Annotated in this window: 29 protein-coding genes; 5 read left to right on the top strand and 24 right to left on the bottom strand. The window is 69.2% G+C overall.

Going from position 1 to position 23732, the window contains the following annotated elements; all coding sequences use genetic code 11:
* Positions 1-10: 10 nt before the first annotated feature.
* Positions 11-403 (bottom strand): phage holin family protein, encoded by a 393-nt coding sequence (locus tag QE397_RS01505; RefSeq protein WP_056442327.1) that lies wholly within the window; start codon positions 401-403, stop codon positions 11-13.
* Positions 404-478: 75 nt separating this feature from the next.
* Here QE397_RS01505 and pepN point away from each other — a divergent pair, with 75 nt between their 5' ends.
* Positions 479-2956: an aminopeptidase N gene (gene pepN / locus QE397_RS01500; RefSeq protein WP_307091224.1), complete on the top strand. Its 2478-nt coding sequence runs from the start codon at positions 479-481 to the stop codon at positions 2954-2956.
* On the opposite strand, the gene QE397_RS01495 is transcribed toward pepN, so the two are convergent.
* Positions 2936-3253, bottom strand: a complete 318-nt coding sequence (locus QE397_RS01495) for a DUF4229 domain-containing protein (RefSeq protein ID WP_027504527.1) — start codon at positions 3251-3253, stop codon at positions 2936-2938. The two genes, pepN and QE397_RS01495, sit on opposite strands and share 21 nt — an antisense overlap.
* A 168-nt stretch (positions 3254-3421) precedes the next feature.
* Here QE397_RS01495 and QE397_RS01490 point away from each other — a divergent pair, with 168 nt between their 5' ends.
* Positions 3422-3631 carry a BldC family transcriptional regulator gene (locus QE397_RS01490; RefSeq protein WP_042574081.1) on the top strand — a complete coding sequence of 70 codons (210 nt, stop codon included), beginning with the start codon at positions 3422-3424 and terminating at the stop codon, positions 3629-3631.
* 186 nt (positions 3632-3817) lie between these two features.
* Positions 3818-4027 (top strand): hypothetical protein, encoded by a 210-nt coding sequence (locus QE397_RS01485; RefSeq protein ID WP_027504525.1) that lies wholly within the window; start codon positions 3818-3820, stop codon positions 4025-4027.
* Between the two features lie 39 nt (positions 4028-4066).
* Here QE397_RS01485 and QE397_RS01480 read toward each other — a convergent pair whose 3' ends face one another.
* The 8 genes from QE397_RS01480 to QE397_RS01445 form a co-directional block, all read right to left on the bottom strand.
* A complete protein-coding gene (locus QE397_RS01480) occupies positions 4067-5116 on the bottom strand; it encodes a MinD/ParA family protein (RefSeq protein ID WP_307091221.1) in 1050 nt (349 codons plus the stop codon).
* A 33-nt stretch (positions 5117-5149) separates the two neighbouring features.
* Positions 5150-6127, bottom strand: a complete 978-nt coding sequence (gene ccsB / locus QE397_RS01475; protein WP_056441651.1) for a c-type cytochrome biogenesis protein CcsB — start codon at positions 6125-6127, stop codon at positions 5150-5152.
* A 2-nt stretch (positions 6128-6129) separates the two neighbouring features.
* The gene (locus QE397_RS01470; protein WP_222645466.1) at positions 6130-7773 is read right to left on the bottom strand and encodes a cytochrome c biogenesis protein ResB; all 1644 of its coding nucleotides are present in this window, start codon (positions 7771-7773) and stop codon (positions 6130-6132) included.
* Between the two features lie 16 nt (positions 7774-7789).
* Positions 7790-8581: a cytochrome c biogenesis CcdA family protein gene (locus QE397_RS01465; RefSeq protein ID WP_027504522.1), complete on the bottom strand. Its 792-nt coding sequence runs from the start codon at positions 8579-8581 to the stop codon at positions 7790-7792.
* Positions 8574-9182 (bottom strand): TlpA disulfide reductase family protein, encoded by a 609-nt coding sequence (locus QE397_RS01460; RefSeq protein WP_027504521.1) that lies wholly within the window; start codon positions 9180-9182, stop codon positions 8574-8576. The genes QE397_RS01465 and QE397_RS01460 overlap by 8 nt, the downstream gene beginning before the upstream one ends.
* Positions 9179-9784 carry a histidine phosphatase family protein gene (locus QE397_RS01455; protein ID WP_051613157.1) on the bottom strand — a complete coding sequence of 202 codons (606 nt, stop codon included), beginning with the start codon at positions 9782-9784 and terminating at the stop codon, positions 9179-9181. Before QE397_RS01455 ends, QE397_RS01460 begins: the two co-directional genes overlap by 4 nt.
* 95 nt (positions 9785-9879) lie before the next feature.
* Positions 9880-11217, bottom strand: coding sequence for a glutamate-1-semialdehyde 2,1-aminomutase (gene hemL / locus QE397_RS01450; RefSeq protein WP_307091218.1), 1338 nt, complete (start codon positions 11215-11217; stop codon positions 9880-9882).
* Between the two features lie 66 nt (positions 11218-11283).
* A complete protein-coding gene (locus QE397_RS01445) occupies positions 11284-11778 on the bottom strand; it encodes a GNAT family N-acetyltransferase (RefSeq protein ID WP_056441643.1) in 495 nt (164 codons plus the stop codon).
* 96 nt (positions 11779-11874) lie between these two features.
* Here QE397_RS01445 and QE397_RS01440 point away from each other — a divergent pair, with 96 nt between their 5' ends.
* Together QE397_RS01440 and QE397_RS01435 are read left to right on the top strand one after the other, a co-directional pair.
* Positions 11875-12132 (top strand): hypothetical protein, encoded by a 258-nt coding sequence (locus QE397_RS01440; RefSeq protein WP_027504517.1) that lies wholly within the window; start codon positions 11875-11877, stop codon positions 12130-12132.
* A 42-nt stretch (positions 12133-12174) separates the two neighbouring features.
* Entirely contained in the window at positions 12175-14184 is a 2010-nt protein-coding gene (locus tag QE397_RS01435) for an acyl-CoA dehydrogenase (RefSeq protein ID WP_082544307.1), read from the top strand.
* A gap of 94 nt (positions 14185-14278) precedes the next feature.
* Here the strand turns inward: QE397_RS01435 and QE397_RS01430 are convergent, their stop codons facing one another.
* The 14 genes from QE397_RS01430 to QE397_RS01365 all read right to left on the bottom strand — a co-directional run bounded on the left by QE397_RS01430 (position 14279) and on the right by QE397_RS01365 (position 23563).
* The gene (locus tag QE397_RS01430; protein ID WP_027504515.1) at positions 14279-14554 is read right to left on the bottom strand and encodes a metal-sensitive transcriptional regulator; all 276 of its coding nucleotides are present in this window, start codon (positions 14552-14554) and stop codon (positions 14279-14281) included.
* Positions 14555-14590: 36 nt separating this feature from the next.
* The gene (locus QE397_RS01425) at positions 14591-14806 is read right to left on the bottom strand and encodes a hypothetical protein (protein WP_307091214.1); all 216 of its coding nucleotides are present in this window, start codon (positions 14804-14806) and stop codon (positions 14591-14593) included.
* Between the two features lie 20 nt (positions 14807-14826).
* Complete coding sequence (locus tag QE397_RS01420) at positions 14827-15324, bottom strand: hypothetical protein (RefSeq protein WP_027504513.1); 498 nt, start codon at positions 15322-15324, stop codon at positions 14827-14829.
* Positions 15321-15788: a hypothetical protein gene (locus tag QE397_RS01415; RefSeq protein ID WP_051613085.1), complete on the bottom strand. Its 468-nt coding sequence runs from the start codon at positions 15786-15788 to the stop codon at positions 15321-15323. The genes QE397_RS01420 and QE397_RS01415 overlap by 4 nt, the downstream gene beginning before the upstream one ends.
* A gap of 52 nt (positions 15789-15840) precedes the next feature.
* The gene (locus QE397_RS01410; RefSeq protein WP_027504511.1) at positions 15841-16050 is read right to left on the bottom strand and encodes a hypothetical protein; all 210 of its coding nucleotides are present in this window, start codon (positions 16048-16050) and stop codon (positions 15841-15843) included.
* A 57-nt stretch (positions 16051-16107) separates the two neighbouring features.
* Positions 16108-16245, bottom strand: coding sequence for a hypothetical protein (locus QE397_RS01405; protein WP_155956937.1), 138 nt, complete (start codon positions 16243-16245; stop codon positions 16108-16110).
* Positions 16246-16334: 89 nt separating this feature from the next.
* Complete coding sequence (locus tag QE397_RS01400; RefSeq protein WP_307091209.1) at positions 16335-17000, bottom strand: DUF5336 domain-containing protein; 666 nt, start codon at positions 16998-17000, stop codon at positions 16335-16337.
* Positions 16997-17971, bottom strand: coding sequence for a porphobilinogen synthase (gene hemB / locus QE397_RS01395; protein WP_027504510.1), 975 nt, complete (start codon positions 17969-17971; stop codon positions 16997-16999). Before hemB ends, QE397_RS01400 begins: the two co-directional genes overlap by 4 nt.
* 69 nt (positions 17972-18040) lie before the next feature.
* Positions 18041-19603 carry a bifunctional uroporphyrinogen-III C-methyltransferase/uroporphyrinogen-III synthase gene (locus QE397_RS01390; RefSeq protein ID WP_027504509.1) on the bottom strand — a complete coding sequence of 521 codons (1563 nt, stop codon included), beginning with the start codon at positions 19601-19603 and terminating at the stop codon, positions 18041-18043.
* Positions 19600-19809, bottom strand: a complete 210-nt coding sequence (locus tag QE397_RS01385) for a hypothetical protein (protein ID WP_155956936.1) — start codon at positions 19807-19809, stop codon at positions 19600-19602. The genes QE397_RS01390 and QE397_RS01385 overlap by 4 nt, the downstream gene beginning before the upstream one ends.
* Positions 19802-20800: a hydroxymethylbilane synthase gene (gene hemC, locus QE397_RS01380; protein ID WP_027504508.1), complete on the bottom strand. Its 999-nt coding sequence runs from the start codon at positions 20798-20800 to the stop codon at positions 19802-19804. Before hemC ends, QE397_RS01385 begins: the two co-directional genes overlap by 8 nt.
* A 29-nt stretch (positions 20801-20829) precedes the next feature.
* A complete protein-coding gene (locus QE397_RS01375; RefSeq protein WP_056441625.1) occupies positions 20830-22224 on the bottom strand; it encodes a glutamyl-tRNA reductase in 1395 nt (464 codons plus the stop codon).
* A complete protein-coding gene (locus QE397_RS01370; RefSeq protein ID WP_037184687.1) occupies positions 22221-23102 on the bottom strand; it encodes a redox-sensing transcriptional repressor Rex in 882 nt (293 codons plus the stop codon). Before QE397_RS01370 ends, QE397_RS01375 begins: the two co-directional genes overlap by 4 nt.
* 200 nt (positions 23103-23302) lie before the next feature.
* The gene (locus QE397_RS01365) at positions 23303-23563 is read right to left on the bottom strand and encodes a glutaredoxin family protein (RefSeq protein WP_027504505.1); all 261 of its coding nucleotides are present in this window, start codon (positions 23561-23563) and stop codon (positions 23303-23305) included.
* Positions 23564-23732 lie beyond the last annotated feature (169 nt).

The raw sequence follows: 23732 nt of genomic DNA, 5'->3' as shown, positions 1-23732 counted from the left end.
GGCGGCAGCCTCAGCGGCGCGCCGATCGCCGGTCCGGCACCAGTCCACCGAGAACCCAGTTGACGATGGACACGATCACCGCGCCCCAGAAGGCGGACCCGAAACCGTCGACGGTGAGCCCGTACCCGGTGCTCTCGGTGACGGCGGCGGTGAGCAGCAGCATCAACGCGTTGATCACCAACAGGAACAGCCCGAGGGTCAGCACGATGAGGGGCAGCGACAACAACTGCACGATCGGCTTGACCAAGGCGTTGATCACGGTGAACACGGCGGCGATCCCGATCAGCACCACCAGGTCCCAGCCCTGCCCGCGCCCCGAACTCGCGATCGAGATGCCGTCCACCCAGGACGCCGCCAGCCAGATCGCGAACGCCGTGACGATCAATCTGAGCACCAGAATCATGCGCCCCATGATGGCACGGGTCGCCGCGACGGTGGTGTGTCGCGAGCCGCGCCTCCGGTGGTGTTGCATGAAGGTGTGAGTACCGCGAACCTGACCCGCGCCGAGACCGCCGACCGCGCCCGGGTGGTGTCCGACGTGCGATACGACGTGGCGCTGGACCTGACCGAGGCACGGACCCGAGCCGAGTTCGGCACCGTCACCACCGTGAGCTTCGCGGCCACCGCGTCGTCGACGTGGATGGACTTCCTCGGTGCCGGCGTGGACCGCGTGATCGTCAACGACCACGAACAGGAGGTGCAGTACGACGGTGCGCGGGTGCTGCTGCGTGATCTCGGGAGCCGCAACACCGTGCGCATCCACGCCCGCGGCTGGTACAGCCGCACCGGTGAGGGCCTGCACCGATTCGTCGATCCGGCGGACGGCGAGACCTACCTCTACACGCAGTACGAGCCCGCCGACGCGCGGCGCGTCTTCGTGAACTTCGAGCAGCCGGACCTCAAGGGACCGTTCGTCTTCCGGGTGAGCGCACCGGACGAGTGGACGGTGCTGTCGAACGAGCGGGTGGAGGAGACCACCACCGACGACGCAGGGTCGTCCACCCGTGACTTCGCCGCCACGCAGCCGATCTCCACGTACATCACGGCCGTCGTCGCGGGCCCGTACCACCGCGCCACGTCGGAGTACCGCCGCGGCGACCTCACCATCGAACTCGGCGCGTGGTGCCGTGCGTCGCTCGGCGAGCACCTCGACCACGACGACATCTTCGACGTCACGCGCGCCGGGCTCGACTTCTTCCACGATGCGTTCGAGTTCCCCTACCCCTTCGGGAAGTACGACCAGGTGTTCGTGCCCGAGTACAACCTCGGCGCCATGGAGAACCCCGGCTGCGTCACGTTCACGGAGTCGTACGTGTTCCGCAGCGCGGCCACCCGAGCGCAGTACGCACGGCGCGCGAACACGATCCTGCACGAGATGGCGCACATGTGGTTCGGCGATCTGGTGACCATGCAGTGGTGGGACGACCTGTGGCTCAAGGAGTCCCTCGCCGACTACCTGGGCGCGTACGCCTCGGTCGCGGCCACCCGGTTCACCGACGCGTGGGTGTCGTTCGCCCTGCGCCGCAAGGCCTGGGCCTACTCGCAGGACCAGCTCCCGACCACCCACCCCGTCGTCGCCGACATCGTCGACCTCGAGGCGGCCAAGCTCAACTTCGACGGCATCACCTACGCCAAGGGCGCCAGCGTGATCAAACAACTCGGGGCCTTCGTCGGTGACGAGGCCTTCTTCGAGGGCGCCCGCGCGTACTTCCGCGCTCGGGCCTTCGGGACGGCCACCCTGCGCGACCTTCTCGACGCCCTGGCCGCACCGGCCGGTCGGTCGCTCGACGACTGGTCGGCCGCCTGGCTGGAGACCACCGGCGTGTCGACCGTGCTGTACGACCGCACCAGAGGTGTTCTCACGCAGACGGATCCGCGTCCTCAGCGGTTGGACATCGCGTGCCTGTCGCCGGACGAGAACGGCCACCTCGTCGATGCGGAACCGATCTCGGTGCACATCACCGACGCGGAGACCCCGCTCACACTGCCCGACGCCGTGGTGATCCTGCCGAACGACGGCGATCTCACGTACGCGAAGGTGCGCCTGGACGCGCGGTCGATGGAGGCGACGATGCAGTCGCTGGACCGCATCCCCGACGACCTGCGCCGCGCGCTGGTGTGGTCCTCCTGGTGGAACGCGACGCGTGATGCCGAACTGCCTGCGCAGACGTACGTCGATCTCGCCGTCCGCTTCGCACCCACCGAGTCGCATCCGGCCGTGCTCGGATCGATTCTCGCGGACACCGCGGTCGCGGTGGAGCACTACGCCGCGGACCGGGACGGTGTCCGGCAGCGGTGGACCGCGACGGCGGCCGAGCAGCTCGCCGGGGCGCCGGCCGGGTCGGACGCGCAGCTCGAGTGGTTCCGGGCGTTCTCGGCCGCGGCGTCACACGACCCGTCGCACGCCGGAAGGGTGCGCGCGTTGCTCTCCGGCGAGGACTCCGTCGACGGTCTCGAACTGGACGCCGAGCAGCGCTGGGGCCTGTGGTTCGCCCTGTCGGCGACCGGTCACACCGACGAGGCCGAGCTGGCGACGGTGCTCGAGTCCGACCGCACGGGGGCCGGTGAGGTGCAGTACGCCGCCGCGGTGGCGGCGCAGCCCGTCGCGTCGGTGAAGGAGGCGACCTGGGCCGCCCTGACCGGTTCGGACGCCCTGAGCAACGAGCGGGTGGGGGCGCTGATCCGCGGCTTCACCGCCGGACCGTCACGCACGCTGATCGAGCGCTTCGACGAGCAGTACTACGCCCTGCTGGCGACCTTCTGGCGGGAGCGGAGCATCGAGATCGCTCGACGACTCGTCATCGGGCTCTTCCCGTCGGCCGCCCACAGCGAGGACGCCGATCGCTGGCTCTCGGGTCACCCGGACGTACCCGCGGCTCTGCGACGGTGCGTGATAGAGCAGCGCGACCACCTGGCCCGCGCTTTCGCCGCCCGGTCACTCTCCGCGCAGGCGTGAGTGCAGATCCTCGCGGTCGCGGCGACGCTTCTCGTCGACGGCGGCGATGTCCTCGTTGACGCGTCGGCGCAGTCCCTTGAAGAGCACGAGCGACAGGGGGAACGCGACGACCAGGGCGAACACCATGGCGATCAGCAGCGGCACGGTCACCCCGACCAGCGCGGCACCGAAGTAGATGACGGCCGCGACCACAGCGATGAGACCGAGCCGGGCGGCGGTGTAGAGGCCGAGATCGCGGACCAGTCGGCCCTTCGCCGACCCGCTCGGGGTGCTGCCGGTGGGGATGGGATCGGTCATGGACACAGATTACCGGAGCCGTTCGACGTATCCGATTTGTCCATTACCTCCCCTTTACCAACATTAGAAGAGTCGAGTACCCGGGGGTCTCGGTGCCACCATGGGCAACGGATGCGGACATACAGCCGCATTCGACCGAGACGAAGACTGTGTCCCTGGAGGATCGCGATGAGTGCACCGGCTTACACCCCCACGCAGGAGAACCTGCTCACCCCCGGCCAGGTGGCCGCACTCTTCCATGTCGATCCGAAGACCGTCACGCGCTGGGCCCACGCCGGCCGGCTCGGATCGCTCCGCACTCCCGGCGGCCACCGTCGCTTCCGCGAGTCCGAGGTCATGCAGCTCCTGACCTCGCTCACCACCGAGGCGCACCGCTGATCACGCGTCACCCCTAGAGCGTCACCCCTAGAGCGCCACCCACTCGTCACCGAGTCGACCATCGGTCGCCACTCGCGGTGTTCGTGCCGGACACCAGTGCGTGCGAGCAGATTCTCAGGATCTTGCGAGCTCGACTCGAGTGCCCCGGCGCTCCGCCACGACTACGCTCGGTAGTGGAGGTGCGTGATGATCTATGTTCTGGCTCTGATCGGGCTCGTGGTCGTGATCGTGCTCCTCTGGAAGTCTTTCGGCCCCGAGACCGGGGCACCCAGAGGACGCGTCACCGGACCGGACGACGACCCGGAGTTCCTGTGGAAGATCAGGAACAACCCTGCACGCGATCGTGGCAACGGTCCCGAGCGTCCCGATGCGGGAACGCCCGGTTCCGTCGACTGAGTCGCGTCACGCGGTGCGGTGCGGTGCGGCGGACGACCGTCACCGCGTGACGTGGGGCGGGAACTCGGCGGTCATCGCTGCTGCCGTCTCGAGAAGCGCCGTGCGCGTCGCCGGCGCGAGAGCATCGAGGTCGACCTCCGCCCCCTGAGCGAGATGGTCGTCGTACGGGATCACCCGCACGGCGCGACATCGCTGACCGAAGTGGTCGACGATCTTCGAGACGTCGATGACCTTCGACCCGGGCCGCACCATGTTGACCACTGTCAACGACTGCTCCACCAGATGCCGGTAGCCGTGCGCGTCGAGCCAGTCCATCGTCGCCGATGCACTCCGCGCACCGTCCACCGATCCGCTGCTCACGATCACCAGCCCGTCGGCGCTGCGCAGGATCGCCCGCATCGCCGAGTGCAGAAGTCCCGTTCCGCAGTCGGTCAGCACGATGTTGTAGAACCGCTCCAGCACGGCCACCGTGGTCTCGTAGTCGTACGCGTCGAACGCCTCCGACATGGCCGGATCGGACTCCGACGCCAGCACTTCGAGCCGGTGGTGATTCTGGGACGTGAAGTCGCGGACCGCGCTGTACTTGTCGATGTCGCGGGCATCCTTCAGCAGGTCGCGCACCGTCTTCTCGGTCTCCAGCGGAACCCGGGAGCTCAGCGTTCCGCGGTCGGGGTTCGCGTCCACGGCGATCACACGGTCGCCCCGGACCGACGAGAACGTCGATCCCAGCGCCGCCGCCACCGTGGTCTTCCCGACGCCTCCCTTGAGGCTCAGGATCGCGATGCGATGACACCCGTGCAACGGGTTGCCGACCTGACGGATCAAGGCGAGCCGCCGCTGCTCCTTGGCACTGTTGCCCACGTTCACCCGGCCACCGGTGACGTCGAAGAGCGTGCGGCGCCAGCCGCCCGTCGGTGGGGGCGGCGAGGTCCGCAGCAGCCGTGACGTCGAGAGGTCGTGCGCCGTGGGCGGTTGCATCGGCGAGGCAGGTATTTGCTGGATCGCCGGATCCGTCGGCGTCGACGCGGACGGGATCCGCCCGTCGTCCTGCGGGCCGGGCGACCACCCGTCCCAACGATCGTCCGTCACCGATTCCCCCCGGCGGTCATGTCGAGCCGACGGTCAGTTCAGACCCGCGTACGAGTGCAGACCGGAGACGACCATGTTGATGATGAAGAGATTGAACAGCATGGCGACGAAGCCCGCGACGTTGATCCACGCCGCGCGGGTGTTCCGCCAGCCCGACGTCGCCCGTGCGTGCAGGTACGCCGCGTAGACGACCCACGCGATGAAGGACACCGTCTCCTTGGGATCCCAGCCCCAGAAGCGTCCCCACGCGGCCTCGGCCCAGATCGCACCGAGGATGACGCCGGCGCCGAACAGCGGGAAGCCGATGATCGTGGTCTTGTAGGCCAGGCGGTCGAGCGTGCGGGCGTCTGGAAGACGCTGGGCGAACCGGGCGAGTGCACCCGTGTTCGCGCCGTCCTCCGTGGCGGGGAAGCGCATCCGCAGCAGGAACAGCAGCGACGCGACGCCGGCCACCAGGAAGATTCCGCTGCCGATGCTGACGATGGTCACGTGGATCGGCAACCAGTACGAGCGCAGGGCCGGGACCACGGGGGCCGCGTCGGCGTAAAGGACCGTCGCCGCGAGGAACATCAGGATCATGACCGGGACGACCACGAAGATCAGCGTCGGGCGCATCTTCCGCAGCGCGATGATCGAGGTCGCCGTCGCGGCGGCCGTGGCCATCGTCACGAACTCGTACATGTTGCCGAGGGGGAACCGGTCGGTGGCGAATCCGCGCAGCACGATCGACGTGACCGTGAGCAGCAGACCGAGCACCACCAGCGCGTAGCCCATGCCGCCGTAGCGCTCGGACGCGGGACGCCGGGGCGCCTCCTCGATCCGACCGGGACCGGTGGGCCGCACGGGCGCCTTGCCCGCCGCGACGAGCTGCCGCTCGGACTTCTGCTCCGCAGCCGTGACGGTCTGCGTGGCGTACTGGGCGATGAGGAACACCGCCGCGAGCAGGTAGACACCGAACGCCGACCGGAAGGACCAGTCGCTGAACTGCGCGAGTGTGGCGTCGATCGGCATGGTCACTCCCTGTTGTTCGAGGTCGGTACGTCATCGGCGTCGGGTCGGTCGAGCACCCGCGCGGTGAGGCGGTCGAACTCGTCACCCCAGCCGGCCTGATCGGTCCGGGCGAGTCCGCCCACTTCTACTACGGTACGTCGTCGGTCGTCGTCCGTGCTCACGCGGACCCAGATGCGACGGCGCTTGATCACCAGGGACACCAGCAGACCGGCCATCATCGACAGCGCGAACACCAGCACCCACGTCTGCGCGGGGTCGTGCGAGACCTGCAGGTTGACGAATTCCTCGGCACCGTCGAATCGCACCTGCGTGCCGTCGGACAGCGTCGTCGACTCCCCCGGTGTCAGGTTGACGCGATCCTGCTTCACCAGCCGGCCCTGCTCCACCAGCACCTGGCTCAGCGAGAACAGCGACTGTGGATTACCGGTGTCGAGGCCGGTGTCGCCCTTGTAGATGTCGACGGCCACCGCCGGATCGTTCGGGGCGGGGAAGCTCGACGACAACAGCGAGCCGTGGAAGAACGCGGTGGGCGCGAACAGCCCCTCGATGGCGATCTGGTTCTGGCGGCGGACATCGGGATCCGGGTACAGACCGCCGGGCGGATCGAAGCGGTGCACTCCGCTGGAGAGGAACGTGGTGCCGTCCGTGGGCTCCCACTGGACCGTCTCGGTACGGGTCTCCCCGTTGGGGAACGTCACCGTGAACGTCGGCGCGTATCCGTGTCCCTGCAGGTAGACGCGGTCACCGGCGACCCGCAGCGGATGGTTGACCTGCAGGGTGTCCGGGCGCCAGGTGTTCGTGACCAGGTCGTCGCCGGCCTGGTACTCGATGTCGGACGTGAACTGCTCGGCCTGCCCGTTCTCGAGGTAGTCGGCCGTGAAGTTCTTCACCCGCACGCAGAGCGGGGTCATGCCCGTGCCGTCCTCGCTGTTGCCGGCGCGGAACGAGTCGAACTGGGCGGGCGAGGTGGTGCAGATGCCCGGGCCGTCGTTGGCGATGACGACGACGTTGCCCTCGTAGCTGAAGAGCTTCCCGACGGCGATGGCCACGAGCAGACCGACGAGCGACAGGTGGAACACCAGGTTGCCCGCCTCGCGCAGGTACCCCTTCTCCGCGGACAGCGTCAGGGCGCCGCTCTCCTCGGTGCGCCGCATCTTCCGCCAGCCGCGCATCCGGCCGTCGATCTCGTCGAGGAGAACGTCGGGTGCCGTGTCGACCTCGGTGCGCAGGTGGTGGGGCAGCCGCCCCAGGTTGCGCGGGGTGGCGACCGGCGGGGTGCGCAACGCGCGGGCGTGGTCGACGCACCGCGGCAGGATGCAGCCGACCAGCGAGACGAACAGCAGGACGTAGATCGCCGTGAACCAGAAGCTGCCGAAGACGTCGAACAACTCCAGCCGGTCCATGACGGGCCCCAGGGACGGGCGGTCCGCGATGTACTGGTCCACCTTCCCCGAGTTGAGGCTGCGCTGCGGCAGCAGCGCACCCGGGATCGCGGCCAGGGCGAGGAGGAACAGGAGCACGAGTGCCGTGCGCATCGAGGTCAGGCCGCGCCAGGTGTTCCGGACTGCGGCGACGACGCGCCCCGCCGGAGACTGCCGCGGCGGGCGCGCCTCGGCGTCCGGGCGGGCCGACAGGTCAGTGCTCATATCTCTTTCTCGTCCACTAGATCGGCAGGGTCACGCTGGTCACCGCTCCGTCGCGGATCCAGCTGACGAACAGGTCCCAGGCGCCGGTCACCAGTGCGATGCCGACAGCCACCAGCATCAGACCGCCGAACACCTGGATGGCACGGGCGTTGCGGCGCAGCCATCCGACGCCGCGCAACGCGCTGACGGAGCCGAACGCCAGAACGACGAAGGGCAGTCCCAGTCCCAGGCAGTAGGCGACGATCAGCACCACACCGCGCGCCGCGGTGGTGCCCTCGGTGCCGGCCGTCAGCGAGATGACGCCCGCCAGCGTGGGTCCGAGACACGGGGTCCATCCGAGCGCGAACACGCCACCGAGCAGCGGTGCCCCGAGGATGCTGCCGACGCGGCGCGGTTCGAAGCGCGTGTCGCGCTGCAGGGCGGGGATCAGACCGAGGAAGACGAGACCCATCGCGATGGTGACGACGCCGCCCACACGCTGCAGGATCTCGCGGTTCACCGACAGCACCGAGATGGCGCCGAAGACCGAGGCCGTGGCCAGGACGAACACCACGGTGAATCCGAGAACGAAGAGGGCTGCGGCACCGGCGACGCGGCTGCGACCCCGCACCAGAGTCTTGGTGGCCGCCTCGTCGGCGGTGACGGACGGGGAGTCCGCTCCGACGACTCCGGCCAGGTAGGACAGGTAACCCGGAACCAGGGGGACGACGCAGGGCGACGCGAAGGACACCAGACCGGCGAGCAGGCAGGCACCGAGAGCCAGGAACAGCGGCCCCGACGCGGCAGCCGACTGGAACGCCTCACCCATCGGACACGTCGGGTGGCTCGGCTGCGATGCGCTCGACCACGGGCTGCAGGTCGCTCGCGAGAAGCTCCGTCAGGAACACCGCGGCGACGCGGTGCTCACGGTCGAGCACGATCGTGGTCGGGATGACGGTGGTCGGGTAGTTCGATCCGAGAGCGAGGAGGGTGCGCAGCGGCGGGTCGTAGATGGACGGGTACGTCACGTTGTTGTCGATGACGAAGTCCTGCGCCTTGTCCTGCTGGTTGTCGCGCACGTTGATGCCCAGGAACTGCACACCCTGGTCCTTCGTCGCCTCGAAGACCTGCTCGAGATCGTCGGCCTCACCGCGACAGGGGCCACACCACTGACCCCAGATGTTGAGGACGACGACCTGGCCCTCGTAGTCGGACAGCGACGTCGTCGTGCCCTCGGTCATGAGGTCGGGTCCGGAGAGGTTCCCCACGGTGCCGCGGTCGGCGGGCGGGTCGTAGAAGATCGACGTCTTGCCGCCGGGTGAGACGAACTCGAAGGTCCCACCCTGTGCCACGGCGTCGGTACCCGTGGCGCACCCGGTGAGAACGGTGGCGGCCACGAGCAGCGGCGCGAGCAGGCGGGCGGGTCTCATGCGCCGGTCTGGAGGGGGTCCGACGCCCCTGCGGGCTCGGAGTAGACGATGTCGACGAGGGTGTCGCCCTCGTAGATCAGCGAGGTGAGCGACGCGAGGCCGCACTGGCGGTTGCGGGGGTCGTGCCACAACCGGTCGCCCTGCAGGAAGCGGCGCAGGGTCCACACGGGCAGCTGATGACTCACGCACACGGCCTCGTGGCCCACGGCCGCGACGCGAGCCGCGTTGACGGCGGCCAACATCCGGTGGGCGATCTGCAGGTAGGGCTCGCCCCACGAGGGGGTGAACGGGTCACGCAGCTTGAGCCAGTGGCGGGGCCGGCGCAGCGCACCGTCTCCGACGGCGACCTTCAGACCCTCGAAGTCGTTCCCGGCCTCGATGAGGTTCTCGTCCGTCTCGATGGTGAGCCCGAACGCCGACGCGATGGGCGCCGCCGTCTCCTGCGCGCGTTGCAGCGGGGAGGCGACGACGTGCGTGACGTCGTGCCCGGCGAGCACGTTCGCCACCGTGCGCGCCTGGGCCTGACCGTTCACCGACAACCGGAAGTTCGGGAGGCGCCCGTAGAGGATGCCCTTGGGGTTGTGCACCTCGCCGTGCCGCATCACGTGCACGATCGTGCGGGTGTCGGCGTGCGGGTGCCCGGAAGTGTCGATACCGGACGCGTCGCTGTTTGTCGGGTCGGTCGGGGACGACTCGGTCATGACGGTGCTTTCTGCTCGGCAGCGGCTGCTGCGGCGGCGGCGTGGGGAGCGGCCGCCTCGATGATCTCGAACGCGCGGTCGTCGAGCGCCGCGGAGACGAACCAGGCCTCGAACGCGCTCGGCGGCGGGTACACGCCGCGGCTCAGGAGCGCGTGGAAGAAGGCGGGGAAACGCCAGGTGGCGGCCGCCTTGGCGCCCGCGTAGTCGATCACCGGTTCCTCGGAGAAGAAGACGCTGACCATGTTGGCGGCGTACTGCACGCGGTGCGGGACGCCCGCCGCGGTGAGCGCGTCACCGAGGATGCCGCCCAGACGGGTGGAGTTCGCGTCGAGTGCCGCGTAGACGTCGGCGTTCGCCGCGCGCAGCGTCGCCAGACCGGCGGCGACCGCGACGGGGTTACCCGACAGGGTGCCGGCCTGGTAGACGGGGCCCGCGGGGGCGAGGTAGCTCATGATGTCGGACCGGCCACCGAACGCGGCCGCGGGCAGGCCGCCGCTCATGACCTTGCCGAAGGTGTAGAGGTCTCCGGCGATGCCGTCGACGCCGTACCACCCCGACGCGCTGACGCGGAAGCCTGTCATGACCTCGTCCATGATCAGCAGTGCGTCGTGCGCACGGGTCAGACGCTGCAGACCCTCGTTGAAGCCGGGCTGCGGCGCCACCGCACCCATGTTGCCCGCCGCGGCCTCGGTGATGACGCACGCGATCTGGCCCGGGTGGTCGGCGAACGCCTTCGCTACCGCATCGAGGTCGTTGTAGGGAACGACGATCGTGTCGGCCGCCTGCGCACCCGTCACGCCGGGCGACGTCGGCAGCCCGAGGGTGGCGACGCCCGAGCCGGCGTCGGCGAGCAGGGCGTCGACATGGCCGTGGTAGCAGCCGGAGAACTTGACGATCTTGCTGCGACCGGTGAACCCGCGGGCCAGACGCACCGCACTCATGGTCGCCTCTGTGCCCGAATTCACCAGGCGCACCTCGTCGACGGGATCGACGCGGCGCACGATCTCCTCCGCCAACTCGATCTCGCCGAGCGTGGGAGCGCCGAAGGACAGTCCCGTGGAGGCCGCCTTCTGCACCGCCTCGACCACGGCCGGGTGGGCATGACCGAGAATCATCGGTCCCCACGAGGAGATGAGGTCGACGTAGTTGTTGCCGTCGGCGTCGCGCAGGGTGTATCCGCTGGCCTCGGCCATGAACCGCGGGGTTCCGCCCACGGAGTGGAATGCCCGCACGGGCGAGTTCACGCCACCGGGGATGACGGCGGACGCGCGTGCGAAGAGTTCTGCGGATCGGGCGGTGGGGACGCCGGTGTCGGTTCCGCTCGAAGGAGTCACGCCCTCCAGTGTTTCACAGGACGCGGAGTGCTCTTTCTGATAAGGAGCAGTCTCACACCGGCTGTCTCACGCCTCGATCAGGAGCTGCATCCAGGTCAGGTCGAGCCACCGCCCGAACTTGACGCCGACCTGCGGCATGACACCCACCACCGTGAAGCCGAACTTCGCGTGCAGGGCGATCGAGGTGGTGTTCGAGGACTCGATTCCCGCGACGATCGCGTGGACGTCCCCACGGCGGGCGCGCTCGATCAGTTCCGCCATCAACGCGGTCGCGACGCCGCGCCGATGGAAGCCGTCGGCGACGTACACGGAGTTCTCGACGGTGTGCCGGTAGCCGGACTTCGGACGGAACGGCCCGTAGGACGCGTAGCCCGCGACCCGACCGTCGATCTCGGCGGTGAGGATCGGCAGGCCGGCGCCGGTGCGCTGGTCGAACCAGGCCTGCCGGTCCGCGAGTCCCACCTGCTCCTCGTCCCAGATCGCGGTCGTGTCCGCGATGGCGGCGTTGTGCACGGTGAGGATCTCGGGCAGGTCGGCGGGCACGGCGTCGCGAATCAGCACAGCGACACGGTAGTCGGTTGCAGGCAGGCACGATCGACGAGAATCGACGTGATCGAAAGTGTTAAATCCGTGTTACATCGGGCATATCCTTCTGCCATGACGGCACCACACGAGCCCGACCGGCAGCACCCGGAATCCCGACTGGCCTGGCCGGAGGGGTTCCGCGAGCACCTCGTCGAGCAGTGCGACGGCTTCAGCTCGATCATGTCGCGCGCCATCGCGGACAACGGCGCCTCGCTCTTCCGCGACGGCCCCTACGCCCCGTCGACCCCGCAGGCTGCGTCGATGGACGCCACGAGTGTGATGTTTCGCAAGATTCGCGCGGTATGGCGTGAATTTCTGTGGCCGCGCTGACAAGTCCCTCCCGGGCACCTCGAGTTTTGGTTACCGTCGAGTATGACCACTACCGAGACCGGCACCACTGACACCGGCACGTCCTCCGACAACGCTGCTCAGCTGGCGAATCACCTGCGCAGGACTCTCGACGGACGGTGGCGCGACGTACGGAACCAGACGCGCGAGCAGCTCGCGCGCCACGAGTTCGCACCGCACTACACACCCAACACCGCCATCGCGCGGACCAAGGCCTTCGAGCAGCTGCGTGTGCTCGCCGCGGCCGGCGCGGCAGAGTCCGGTTTCGCCAAAGAGGTCGGCGGCACGGGCGACATCGGCGCCGCCGTCACGATGATCGAGATGCTCGCCATGTCGGATCTGTCGCTCATGGTGAAAGCCGGCGTGCAGTGGGGCCTCTTCGGTGGCGCGATCGAGAACCTCGGCACCGAGAAGCACCACAAGGAGTTCATCAAGCCCCTGATCGATCTCGAGACGCTCGGCTGTTTCGCGATGTCGGAGACCGGCCACGGCAGCGACGTGCAGTCGATCGGCACCACCGCGACGTACGACCGCGAGACGCAGGAATTCGTGATCCACACGCCGGACAAGTCCTCGCGCAAGGACTACATCGGCGGCGCCGCCGAGTCGGCGAAGTACGCCGCCGTGTTCGCGCAGCTGATCACCGCTGGACCGGGTGAGGAGCCCGAGAGCAAGGGCGTGCACTGCTTCGTCGTCCAGATCCGCGACGAGAACTTCGGCAGCGACCTCCCCGGCGTCACCACGTTCGACATCGGCTACAAGGGCGGCCTGCCCGGCGTGGACAACGGCCGCATCATGTTCGACCACGTTCGCATCCCGCGCGAGAACATGCTCAACAAGATCGCGGACGTCGCGGCCGACGGCAGCTACTCCTCGGACATCGACAACCCGAACCGGCGCTTCTTCACCATGCTGGGCACCCTCATCCGCGGCCGCATCACCGTGGGCGGTTCGGCGGGCGCCGCGGCGCGCGTCGCGCTGACCATCGCGACGAAGTACGCGCTGCAGCGCAAGCAGTTCAGCGCGCCCGGGACCGACGACGAGGTCACGATCATGGACTACCTCGTCCACCAGCGTCGGCTGTTCCCGCTCATCGCCAAGTCGTACGCGCTGCAGTTCGCGCAGAACGAGCTCGTCTCGAAGATGCACGACATCCAGAGCGCCGAGGACCCCGACGCCACCGAGCAGCGGGAACTCGAGTCGCGCGCGGCCGGCCTGAAGGCAGCGAACACCTGGCACGCGACGAAGGCGATCCAGGAGTCCCGCGAGGCCTGCGGCGGCGCGGGCTACCTCGCGGAGAACCGACTCATCGCGCTCAAGGCGGACTCGGACGTCTTCACCACCTTCGAGGGCGACAACGTGGTGCTCACGCAGCTCGTCGCGAAGGAGCTGCTCACCGCGTACGCCCACGAGGTCCGCTCGTTCGGTGCGGCCGACTGGGTGAAGTTCGCCGCCGGCACGGTCGGCGACGTGGTGAAGAAGCGCACGGCGGCGGCGCCCATCATCCAGACCCTCGTCGACTCACGTCAGGACAACGAGGAGGAGGGCAGCCTCTTCAACCGCGGCACCCAGATCTCGATGTTCGAGGAGCGCGAGGAGTACCTCATCTCCACGGCCGCGAAGCGTCTGAACGGGTTGTCCAAGAAGATGAGCCAGTTCGACGCGTTCAACGCGGTGCAGGACCACATCCTGCACGCGGCCACGGCGCACGTCGATCGCGTGGTGCTCGAGGCGTTCGTCGCCGGCATCGACAACTGCGAGGACGACGACGCCAAGGAACTGCTCGGCGAGGTGTGCGACCTCTACGCGCTCACCACTATTGACGCCGACAAGGCCTGGTTCATCGAGCACCGCTACATCTCCACGGAGCGGTCGAAGGCCGTCACGCGCGGGATCAACGAGCGCTGCCGCACGCTGCGCCCGCACGCCCACACGCTGATCGACGCGTTCGGCGTTCCCGAGGCGCTGCTGGGTGCGGCGATGCTCGCCGACGACGAGCCGGGTGAAGTGAAGGAATCCGTCACCGCCGACTAGGCCGGCACCCCTTCGGCCCCCTCGCGAGTACGCCCATGATGTCGTGATTCAGTGCTCCACAACGACAGTGTGGACGTACTCGCCGGGGCGCGGCTCAGGAACGGACGAGGCGAGCGATCGCCTCGGACGCCTCCCTGACCTTCGCGTCCGCTTCGGGTCCGCCCTCGCGGGCCGCGTCCACGACGCAGCCCGCGAGGTGGGCGTCCAGCAACTTCAGCGACACGGACTGCAGCGCCTTGGTGACGGCCGAGACCTGCGTCAACACGTCGATGCAGTACCGGTCGTCGGCCACCATGCGAGAGATGCCGGCCACCTGTCCCTCGATGCGGCGCAGGCGCTTGAGGAGGTCGTCCTGATCGAAACTGCTCATGCGTCCAGAGTACCCCCAGGGGGTAACGGGTAGAGGTCAGCGCCGCCGTACGACGCGCATCACCAGGTACACCGCGACGGCCGCCGCGACCACAGAGAGAGCCGCCCAGGGCCCCGCGACACGGGTCGAGTCGTACGTGACCGAGAACCCCTCGAACGACGACGTGGTGGGGAACTGCTCGGTCACGGTGGTCGTGGTCCTCGACTGCACCCACAGCACCACGGCCACCACGGCGAGGACGACCGCGACCACCACCGGAGCGCACCGGCGCATCACGCGTCGGGCTCCGCGTCGGTGGCGGGCGCCACGAGTGCGAGCAGTTCCTCGCGGAGCGTCTCGTCGTCCTTCGCCCACGCCTGGACCAGGCCGTTGCCCCGCAGCTTCAGGCCGACGCCGGTCCGCTTGCGTGGCACCCCGGACAGCTCCCCCAGCACTCGCGCGGCCTGCCACTTCTCCAGGGTGTTCCCGTTGGCGTCGTAGTCGGGCTCCGGGTACACCTCGAGGATGTCCGCGATGGCGACGTTCTCCGTGCCCTGGCTCAGCGTCGTCGGCGTCAGGATCACCGTGGCGTGCCGACGGGCGGCCACGATCTGCACGTAGGTGAAGGCCATGAGAACCAGCGCGATCACGACGAGCGCCACGTAGTGGACGACGGGTCCCGTGTAGATCTCGACGCCGAGAGCGATGAGACAGAAGATCGGCCCCCAGGCCAGGGCGCGCCACTTCGCGCCGTACTCGGCGAAGATCACCGGTTCCGTCTCGTCGCTCACGGGGCCTCCGGTGCCGCGAACCACGGCGCCGCGGACGGTCGGTACACGAGCACGCAGGCCACGAAGAAGAGGATCGCCCCGAGCGTCGCCAACAGGGGCACGATGGCGAAGCCGACGGTCACCGAGCCCAGGAGCACCAGCCCGAAGACGATCGACAGGACCGTCAGTGCCCGGCGGAACCGCGGATCGCCGCGTCGACACGCGGGCCCCGCGAGGAATCCGATGGCCAGTCCGACGATGATCTCGAGGACACCGACCGTGCGCAGCACCGTGATGACGCTCTCCACGGCATCCGGCTCGCCCCCGGTCTCGGTCAGCTGGGTCCGCAGCGAGTCGGCCGGGAACGTCAGCGAGATGAGGCCGAGCAGCACGACGAGGACGGCCCCGAGAACCCACACGGCGAACGCGACGGTGACGATCCGGGGACGGGCGGGCGACGCGGGCTCGGGCTTCTCGACGTTCACTCGACCATCCTGCCAAGACGCCTCCACACGGTGGAGTCCAGGCGTCTCTCGATCAGGTGAGGACGGCCGGCAGAAGCACTGCGGCAGCCATGAGGATGCCCGTGATCAGCACGATGGCGAGCAACCACAACTCGCGTCGGCCACTGCTGCACTCGACGGTCTGCATACGAGTGCGAGGCGCCGTGGAACCGGCGGAGGTGGAGGAGAAATCGGCGGGCAACACTGTCTCCGTACTGATCAGAATGCTTGTGACAGTGGTCACGATACACCGATCGATGTTTGACGCAAAAAGACAGCCTGACCAGGCAGGACGGGCGTCTCAGGCGCCCGAGAAGCCGCTGGCGACGACGAGGACGACCACCACCACGGCAGACGTCAGGAGCAGCAGGGCGAACACCTCGGCGAGAGGGTTGCGGCGGTCGTTGGCGTCGTGCCCGACCGTCTGTCGTGGGGTCATGAAGATCCTCCGATCAGGGTGTGTCCGATCGTCAGAACCATAACGCCACTTCTGTAACTCAGGTCACATCTGTCACGGCGTGTCGCAGGTCAGCGCGGTGATCTCCGGGAGAGGAAGTACTCCGACGACTCGCGTCGATGCATCAGATACACCGCACCCGCGGCCGCGACGGCCTGCAGGATCCCGAGCACCGCGGTGACCAGGGCGATCGCGCCTCCGGAACCGAGGCCGAACAGCGTGGGAATCGTGGTGACGACGATGACCACGCCGATCGCCGTGAGAACCGCGCGCGCCCATAGCTTCCCGGCCCGCATCTTCCGCACCACCAGGAGGACGAGCCCAGCGATCAGCACCCCGACGATCAACGACAACACCATGGCCACGACGAGCACGGTGTCCGCGGTCTCGGGCGGCAGTGCCAACGACGGGTCCTGCGCCTCGAGGTCCGTCAGGAACGCGTCGAGAAAGGCGTCACGGTCGGTGAACAGGGAGTAGAGCCCGATGAGCATCGAGAGCAGACCGATGCCGATCACGCCGAACCACAGGTGGCGCGCCGTCTCGATGTCGACCGGCGCCTCGCTGTTCTCCGGTGACCGCATCGGCTGCATCGCGCTCGGGGGCAGACCCTCGGGGTGCCAGTTGCCCTGCGGCTGCTGACCCCACTGCGGCTGCTGACCCCACTGCGGCTGACTCTGCGGATCGTGGGGGTCGTGGCGAGGGTCCTCCGGGTTGCCGCCCGGGCGCTGGTCGTTCACAGCCGCGTCGCGATCTCGGTGGCCCAGTAGGTGAGGACGATGTCGGCGCCGGCTCGGCGAATACTGGTGACGGACTCCATGATCGCCGCGTCGCGGTCGATCCACCCGTTCTGCGCGGCGGCGGTGATCATCGCGTACTCCCCCGAGATCTGATAGGCGGCGACGGGCACGGGCGACGCGTCGGCCACGTCGCGCAGGATGTCGAGGTAGCTCATCGCGGGCTTCACCATCACCATGTCGGCACCCTCGGCGATGTCGAGATCGAGTTCGCGCATCGACTCGCGCCGATTGGCCGAATCCTGCTGATAGGTACGGCGATCACCGCGCAGGGTCGATCCGACGGCCTCACGGAACGGGCCGTAGAAAGCCGACGCGTACTTCGCCGTGTAGGCCAGCTGACCCACGTCGGCGAATCCGGCGGTGTCCAGGCCCTCGCGGATCGCGCCGATCTGCCCGTCCATCATGCCGCTCGGGCCGAGCAGGTGAGCGCCCGATTCCGCCTGCGCCACAGCCATGTCCACGTAGCGCACCAGCGTCGCGTCGTTGTCGACGCTGCCGTCCGCGGCGAGGACGCCGCAGTGACCGTGGTCGGTGAACTCGTCGAGGCACGTGTCCGCCATCAGGACGGTGCTGTCGCCGAGGTCGTCCCGGAGCCGACGCAGACCTGTGTTCAGGATGCCGTCGGGATCCGAGGCCATCGATCCCTGTCCGTCCTTGTCCTCCGGACGCGGAACCCCGAAGAGCATCAGACCGCCGACTCCGGCCCGCACGGCCTCGTCGGCAGCGGCGGACAGCGAGTCCAGGGTGTGCTGGACGACGCCCGGCATGGAGCTGATCTCGCGCGGGGCATCGAGGCCGTCGGCCACGAACATCGGCAGCACCAGGTGCCGCGGTTCGAGCGACGTCTCCGCCACCAACCGGCGGATGGCTGGGGTACGACGCAGTCGCCGGGGACGGTCTACGGGGAACACGGAACCCTCACTTCGTTCGGCCGTGCGCCCTTTGCGTATCCCTGGATGCGCAAAGGGCGCACGGGCGGGTCAGCGCCTACGAGACTTCTTGCGCGGAGGCGGCAGTGCACCCTCGGCGCGCAGTCGTGCAGCGTGCTCGGCCAGTGCCTCGACCAGCGGTCCGACCTGAGCCGTCTCGGGCTGCACGTCGACACGCAGGCCGAACTCGACGGCCGTCTCGGCGGTCTTCGGTCCGATGCACGCCACGAGGGTGCGCGCGTGCGGCTTGCCGGCGATGCCGACGAGGTTGCGCACGGTGGAGCTCGACGTGAAGCACACGGCGTCGAAGCCGCCGGTCTTGATCATCTCGCGGGTCTCGGCGGCCGGCGGCGCAGCGCGCACCGTGCGGTACGCGGTGACGTCGTCGATCTCCCAGCCGCGCTCACGGAGGCCCTCGGCGAGAGTCTCGGTCGCGATGTCGGCGCGCGGCAGCAGGACCCGGTTTACGGGGTCGAAGACCTCGTCGTACGGCGGGAAGTCCTCGAGCAGCCCGGTGGAACTCTGCTCGCCGGACGGGACGAGCTCGGGGTTGATGCCGAACGAGCGGACCTTCTCGGCCGTCGCTTCGCCGACGCAGGCGATCTTGACGCCGGAGAACGCGCGAGCGTCGAGTCCGAACTCCTCGAACTTCTCCCACACCGCGCGCACCGCGTTGGTGGAGGTGAAGACGACCCACTGGTAGCGGCCGTCCACGAGTCCCTTGACCGAGCGCTCCATCTGCGCGGGGCTGCGCGGCGGCTCGACGGCGATGGTCGGCACCTCGATGGGGATGGCGCCGTGCGTCACCAGACGCTCGCTCATCTCGCCGGCCTGGTCCTTGGTGCGCGGCACGAGGACGGTCCAGCCGTACAGCGCGCGGCTCTCCCACCAGGACATCCGGCTGCGCTGCGAGACGACCTTGCCGACCGTGACGATGAGTGATCCCACGAGCTCGGATCCCGCGTCGTTCAGCGTCGCGAGGGTCGCCTCGACGGTGCGCTGCTGACGCGTCGTACCGCGGACGGTGATGGCGACAGGCGTCTGCGGGGCCAGGCCGTGCTCGACGAGCGCACTGGCGGTCTCGGCGAGGTGGCCGGACGTCGCGTGCAGGACGAGCGGTCCGGGTGCCGCGGCGAGCGACGCCCAGTCGACGTCGCCCCGGACGTCCGCCTCGGTGTGCTCGGAGCCCAGTGCCATGCCGGCGTAGCTCGGCACCGCAGACCCCGCGGGAAGGCCGGGAACGACCTCGAACTGCACCTGGGTCCGCGCCACGGCGGTGACCTCGGCGATGACGGAGTCGGTGGTCAGCGGATCACCCGAGACGAGCCGCACCACGTCGTGGCCGTTCTTCGCCTCGGCGACCAGCGTCTTGGCCACCTCGGCGGGCTCGCCGAGCGCCGGACGCACGTCCACGCCGTTCTCGCCCGTCTCGGCGTCGGCCGGGACTGCGGTGCCCACCAGGGCGATGACACCCTTGTCGACGTCGGGATCGGTGAAGGCCATCTCGGCGATCGCCAGCGCGTCCCTCGCCCGGACGGTGAGCAGGGCCGGGTCGCCCGGTCCGGAGCCCACGAACAGGATCCGTCCCGGGGTGTTCTTGCGGACTCGGCTCATGATTCGTTCTCCAGTGCAGTCTGTTCCGCGTACTTGTCGCGGAAGCGGATCTCGATCTCGGTGGCGGGACCCCGCTTGGGGATCAACCGCGATGTGGCGATGCGCTCGTACCGTCCCGGACGGGGTGTCACGCGTCGCCCGGGCAGGCCGCCACGTCTGTGTCGGCTCGCGGTCCCGACGACGCTCAGCGCCCTCTGCTCACGCATCGATCGACTCGCCTTTCTCGGTACCGCCCGGTCTCTGGGTCGAGGCGGCGGTGGACGAACTGGAGGGCTCGGTGACGGCAACCAGGTCTCTGGCGCCGAGTTCGAGAAGCTCACGGGCGACACGGCGGCCGATGCCGTCGGCGTCGTCGACGGGCCCCACTGCGGAGGCTCGGATCACGTCGGAGCCGTCCACCGCGGCGGCGCAGCCGCGCAGGGACAGTTCCTCGAAGACTCGGCCGTCCTCGTCGATGGACTCGACGACCTCGGCGATGGCCCCGACCGGAGCTGTGCAGCCGGCCTCGAGCTCGGCGAGCAGGGCCCGCTCCGCCGTCACCGAGGCGCGGGCCGCGGGATCGTCGAGGGTCGCGAGCACGGAGGCCAGATCGTGGTCGTCGGAGCGGCACTCCACTGCGAGTGCCCCCTGAGCGGGAGCCGGCAGGAACTGCACCGGCTCGAGAGCCTCGGTGACGACGTCCAGACGGTCGATCCGCGCCAGTCCGGCACGGGCCACGACGACGGCGTCGAGCTCACCCTTGGTGACCTTGCCGATGCGGGTGTCGAGGTTGCCACGCAGGGGCTGCACGTCCAGGCCGAGGCCGAGTGCGCGCAGCTGGGCGATACGCCGCGGTGCGGACGTGCCGACGGTGGAACCGGCGGGCAGTTCGCCGAGCACCAGTCCGTCGCGCGCCACCAGGGCGTCACGCGCGTCCTCGCGCTGCGGGATCGCGCCGATGGTGAAACGCTCGTCCTCCGCCGTCGGAAGATCCTTGTAGGAGTGCACGGCGACGTCGATGGTCTTGTCCGCCAATGCTTCCCGGAGGGCGGCGGTGAAGACGCCCACGCCGATCTCCTGCACCGGTGCGGCAGACTTGTCGCCCGCGGTGGTCACGACGACCAGCTCGGTGCGGACACCGGCGGCCGTGATGGCAGCGCGGACGGTCTCGGCCTGCGTCGTGGCGAGCAGGCTGCCGCGCGTACCGATACGCACCACGCGATCACCCAGCGCAGCGGCGTTCGCGATCATTCCGTACCCCGCTCGTGGGAGAGGGTGAAGTCGTCCGCGAGGGCGGCGGTGGGATTGTCCGTGTCGACGGCGGTGGCGACCTCCATCGGCGACGCCACGGCCTGCACCGTGCTCGGCGAGAGCTCGAAGAGCTCCCGGAGCGCCTCGGCGTAGGAGTCGCCGCCCGGCGTGGTGGCCAACTGCTTCACGCGCACGGTGGGCGCGTGCAGCAGCTTGTCGACGACGCGGCGCACGGTGCGGGCAACCTCGTCGCGCTGCGGGTCGGCCAGATCGGGCAGTCGTGAGTCGAGCCGCATGAGCTCCGACTCGACGACCTCGGCGGCCCGCTGACGCAGCGCCGTGACGGTCGGGGTGACCTCGGCGAGGCGCTGTCCGGACAGGTAGGAGGCGAGCTCGGCGGCCACGATGTCGCGGGCCGCACGCTCGTCGGACGCCGCGGCGCCGGCCGCGGGATCGTGCTGCAGCGACTCCATGTCCAGGACGGTCACGCCGGGCAGGCCGGCGACGGCGTGCTCGACGTCGCGAGGCAGGCCCAGGTCGCAGATCACCAGCGGGCGAGCCTGCGTGTCGCGCTGGGCGAGCGCACGATGGGCGTCGGCGATGGTCACGACGGCACCCACCGCACCGGTACAGGTGACGAGGATGTCGGCGTCCGCCACCGTCGCGGAGAGCTGGTCGAGTGTGATCGCGAACGACGTCACGCCGCCCGCGGCCGCGGTCTCGGACAGGTGCTGCGCGCGGCTCTGGGTGCGGTTGGCGACCGCGATGCTGCCGATGCCGGTGCGCGTCAGATGAGCGACGGAGAGACCGCCCATCGCGCCGGCGCCGAGCACGACGGCCTTCTTGCCCGCGAGACCACCGAGCACGTCGGAGGCGCGATCGAGCGCGACGGAGACCACGGAGGCTCCCGCCTTGTCGATGCCCGTCTCGGAGTGGACCTTCTTGCCCACGCGCAGCGCCTGCTGCGCCAGCTCGTGGAGCGCGCGGCCCGATGCCTGCTGAGCGTCCGACGCCGCGTAGGCGGCACGGATCTGCCCGAGGATCTGCTGCTCACCGATCACCATCGAGTCGAGTCCGCCGGCGACGGCGAACAGGTGCTCGGCCGCGGCCTCGCTGTAGCGCACGTAGGCGTACTTCGTGAGCTCGGCGAGCTCGAGACCGGAGTGCTCGGACAACAGTGCACCGAGATCGGTCAGGGCGCCGTGGAAGGCATCGACCACCGCGTACACCTCGACGCGGTTGCACGTCGAGACGATCATGACCTCGGAGACATGCGGCGACATCATGATCTCGTCGGTCAGTTTCGGGCGTTCCGTGTCGCTGACGGCGATACGTTCGAGCACCGAGACGGGAGCGCTTCGATGCGAAATCCCGAGGAGAAGGACACTCACGGTGCTATCACCGATCCGTTTCTACTAGCGGGGGTGACCGTCCGGGGATCACGACAGACCGGGCGGGCGGGACGGATGCGCGGTGCCTTGTGGGCGTTCGCGAACGAGAGGACCTGCAGCTCCACGGCGAGATCGACGCGGCGGAGATCGACGTGCGGGGGCGTCACCGGATCGGTGGACGCGAAACTGAGGATGCAGTCGATGTCGGCCTCGACGAGGGCGTCGACGGCGGACTGGGCGGCAGCGTCCGGCGTGGCGACGACGCCGACGGTGGCGCCGAGCTCGGCGGCGACCTCGACCAGCCGATCGACGTGCAGAACGGTGAGCTGCGAGTAGCCGTCGTCGGCGTTGCCGACGGTGATCTCACGGCCCACGACGGCCGGATCGCTGTCGAACAGGGCGACCATCGTGAAACCGCGACGACTGAACCCGTCGTACCCGACCAGTGCGGTGCCGAGGTTGCCGGTGCCCACCAGCACGACGCGGTGACCGCGATCCAGACCGAGCGCCAGCTCGATGCGCGCCCGCAGGCGAGCGACGTCGTAGCCCACTCCGCGCACACCCATCGGGCCGAGGAACGAGAGGTCCTTGCGCAGCGTGGCCGAACCGACCCCGGCGGCCGTCGCGAGGTCCTCGCTCGAGACGATCATCACTCGGGTGTCGGTCAGCGAACTCAGTACCCGGAGATACCCCGCGAATCGGGTGACCGTAGCCTGGGGCACAGCGCGAGAGACCGCACCACCGTCACGAGACACAGCACCACCGTCGCGGCCGGAGTCGGACACGGCGCCGGAGCGCGCGATACCGACGCCGGGCAGGCGGCGTTGTGAGGTCACGTCGAAGGCTCCTCGTCCGACGGCACGCCTGATGACAGGCATGCGGTCTCCACGGTCATCCGAGGATCGGCGGGCCACGCACAGGACCGTGGTACCTGTGACGCAGGGTTCGTCGCCGACCCCTTTCTTCTCTCCACGGTAACCTCTCGTGGAGGGATGAACAAAGTCGCCGACCCGTGTAGTACGATCCCGCGCCCGGCGATCCGACGGCCGCGCGCACCGACGGTGACGAGCGGCCCGGGTCAGTTCTCCAGATCGCGCCGCAGCCGGGGCACGTCGACGTCCCAGTAGCTGTGTTCGCGGCCGTCCAGCAGCACCACCGGCAGCCGGTCCCCGTACTCCGCCCGCAGGTCAGGGTCCTGCGCGGCCACCGCGTCGACGTCGACCGACTCGCAGGCCACGCCGTACTCCGCACACAGGGGAACGAGCACGCGCAGGGCGGCGTCGCACGCCCCGCATCCGGCGCGTGTCAGCAACGTCACGGTGCGTACCGGGCTGGTCATGAGTCGAGTGTCTCACCGCCTCGCGCACGCGGTTAGGGTGGATCGGCAGGACCGGGACGGCCCGCGCCCGTGGGACGACCGGTCGAGGTGGGGAGGTGCACCGTGCCCGATCAGCATGATCCGGACGACGCACATGCTGCTGTCACGCCCGATTCGGAACTCACCGAGT

This window comes from Rhodococcus sp. SORGH_AS_0301, from assembly GCF_030818285.1.
Taxonomy (GTDB): domain Bacteria; phylum Actinomycetota; class Actinomycetes; order Mycobacteriales; family Mycobacteriaceae; genus Rhodococcoides.
Note: the sequence above shows the minus strand (reverse complement) of the source record. Positions and strands in the feature narration are given on the sequence as shown.

What these genes read in the sequence shown, in the direction of transcription:
- QE397_RS01505 (WP_056442327.1), bottom strand. Translation starts at nt 403, where the DNA reads ATGATTCTGGTGCTCAGATTGATCGTCACGGCGTTCGCGATCTGGCTG.
- QE397_RS01495 (WP_027504527.1), bottom strand. Translation starts at nt 3,253, where the DNA reads ATGACCGATCCCATCCCCACCGGCAGCACCCCGAGCGGGTCGGCGAAG.
- QE397_RS01490 (WP_042574081.1), top strand. Translation starts at nt 3,422, where the DNA reads ATGAGTGCACCGGCTTACACCCCCACGCAGGAGAACCTGCTCACCCCC.
- QE397_RS01485 (WP_027504525.1), top strand. Translation starts at nt 3,818, where the DNA reads ATGATCTATGTTCTGGCTCTGATCGGGCTCGTGGTCGTGATCGTGCTC.
- ccsB (WP_056441651.1), bottom strand. Translation starts at nt 6,127, where the DNA reads ATGCCGATCGACGCCACACTCGCGCAGTTCAGCGACTGGTCCTTCCGG.
- QE397_RS01470 (WP_222645466.1), bottom strand. Translation starts at nt 7,773, where the DNA reads ATGAGCACTGACCTGTCGGCCCGCCCGGACGCCGAGGCGCGCCCGCCG.
- QE397_RS01465 (WP_027504522.1), bottom strand. Translation starts at nt 8,581, where the DNA reads ATGGGTGAGGCGTTCCAGTCGGCTGCCGCGTCGGGGCCGCTGTTCCTG.
- QE397_RS01460 (WP_027504521.1), bottom strand. Translation starts at nt 9,182, where the DNA reads ATGAGACCCGCCCGCCTGCTCGCGCCGCTGCTCGTGGCCGCCACCGTT.
- QE397_RS01455 (WP_051613157.1), bottom strand. Translation starts at nt 9,784, where the DNA reads ATGCGGCACGGCGAGGTGCACAACCCCAAGGGCATCCTCTACGGGCGC.
- QE397_RS01440 (WP_027504517.1), top strand. Translation starts at nt 11,875, where the DNA reads ATGACGGCACCACACGAGCCCGACCGGCAGCACCCGGAATCCCGACTG.
- QE397_RS01435 (WP_082544307.1), top strand. Translation starts at nt 12,175, where the DNA reads ATGACCACTACCGAGACCGGCACCACTGACACCGGCACGTCCTCCGAC.
- QE397_RS01430 (WP_027504515.1), bottom strand. Translation starts at nt 14,554, where the DNA reads ATGAGCAGTTTCGATCAGGACGACCTCCTCAAGCGCCTGCGCCGCATC.
- QE397_RS01405 (WP_155956937.1), bottom strand. Translation starts at nt 16,245, where the DNA reads ATGACCCCACGACAGACGGTCGGGCACGACGCCAACGACCGCCGCAAC.
- QE397_RS01390 (WP_027504509.1), bottom strand. Translation starts at nt 19,603, where the DNA reads ATGAGCCGAGTCCGCAAGAACACCCCGGGACGGATCCTGTTCGTGGGC.
- QE397_RS01385 (WP_155956936.1), bottom strand. Translation starts at nt 19,809, where the DNA reads ATGCGTGAGCAGAGGGCGCTGAGCGTCGTCGGGACCGCGAGCCGACAC.
- QE397_RS01370 (WP_037184687.1), bottom strand. Translation starts at nt 23,102, where the DNA reads ATGCCTGTCATCAGGCGTGCCGTCGGACGAGGAGCCTTCGACGTGACC.
- QE397_RS01365 (WP_027504505.1), bottom strand. Translation starts at nt 23,563, where the DNA reads ATGACCAGCCCGGTACGCACCGTGACGTTGCTGACACGCGCCGGATGC.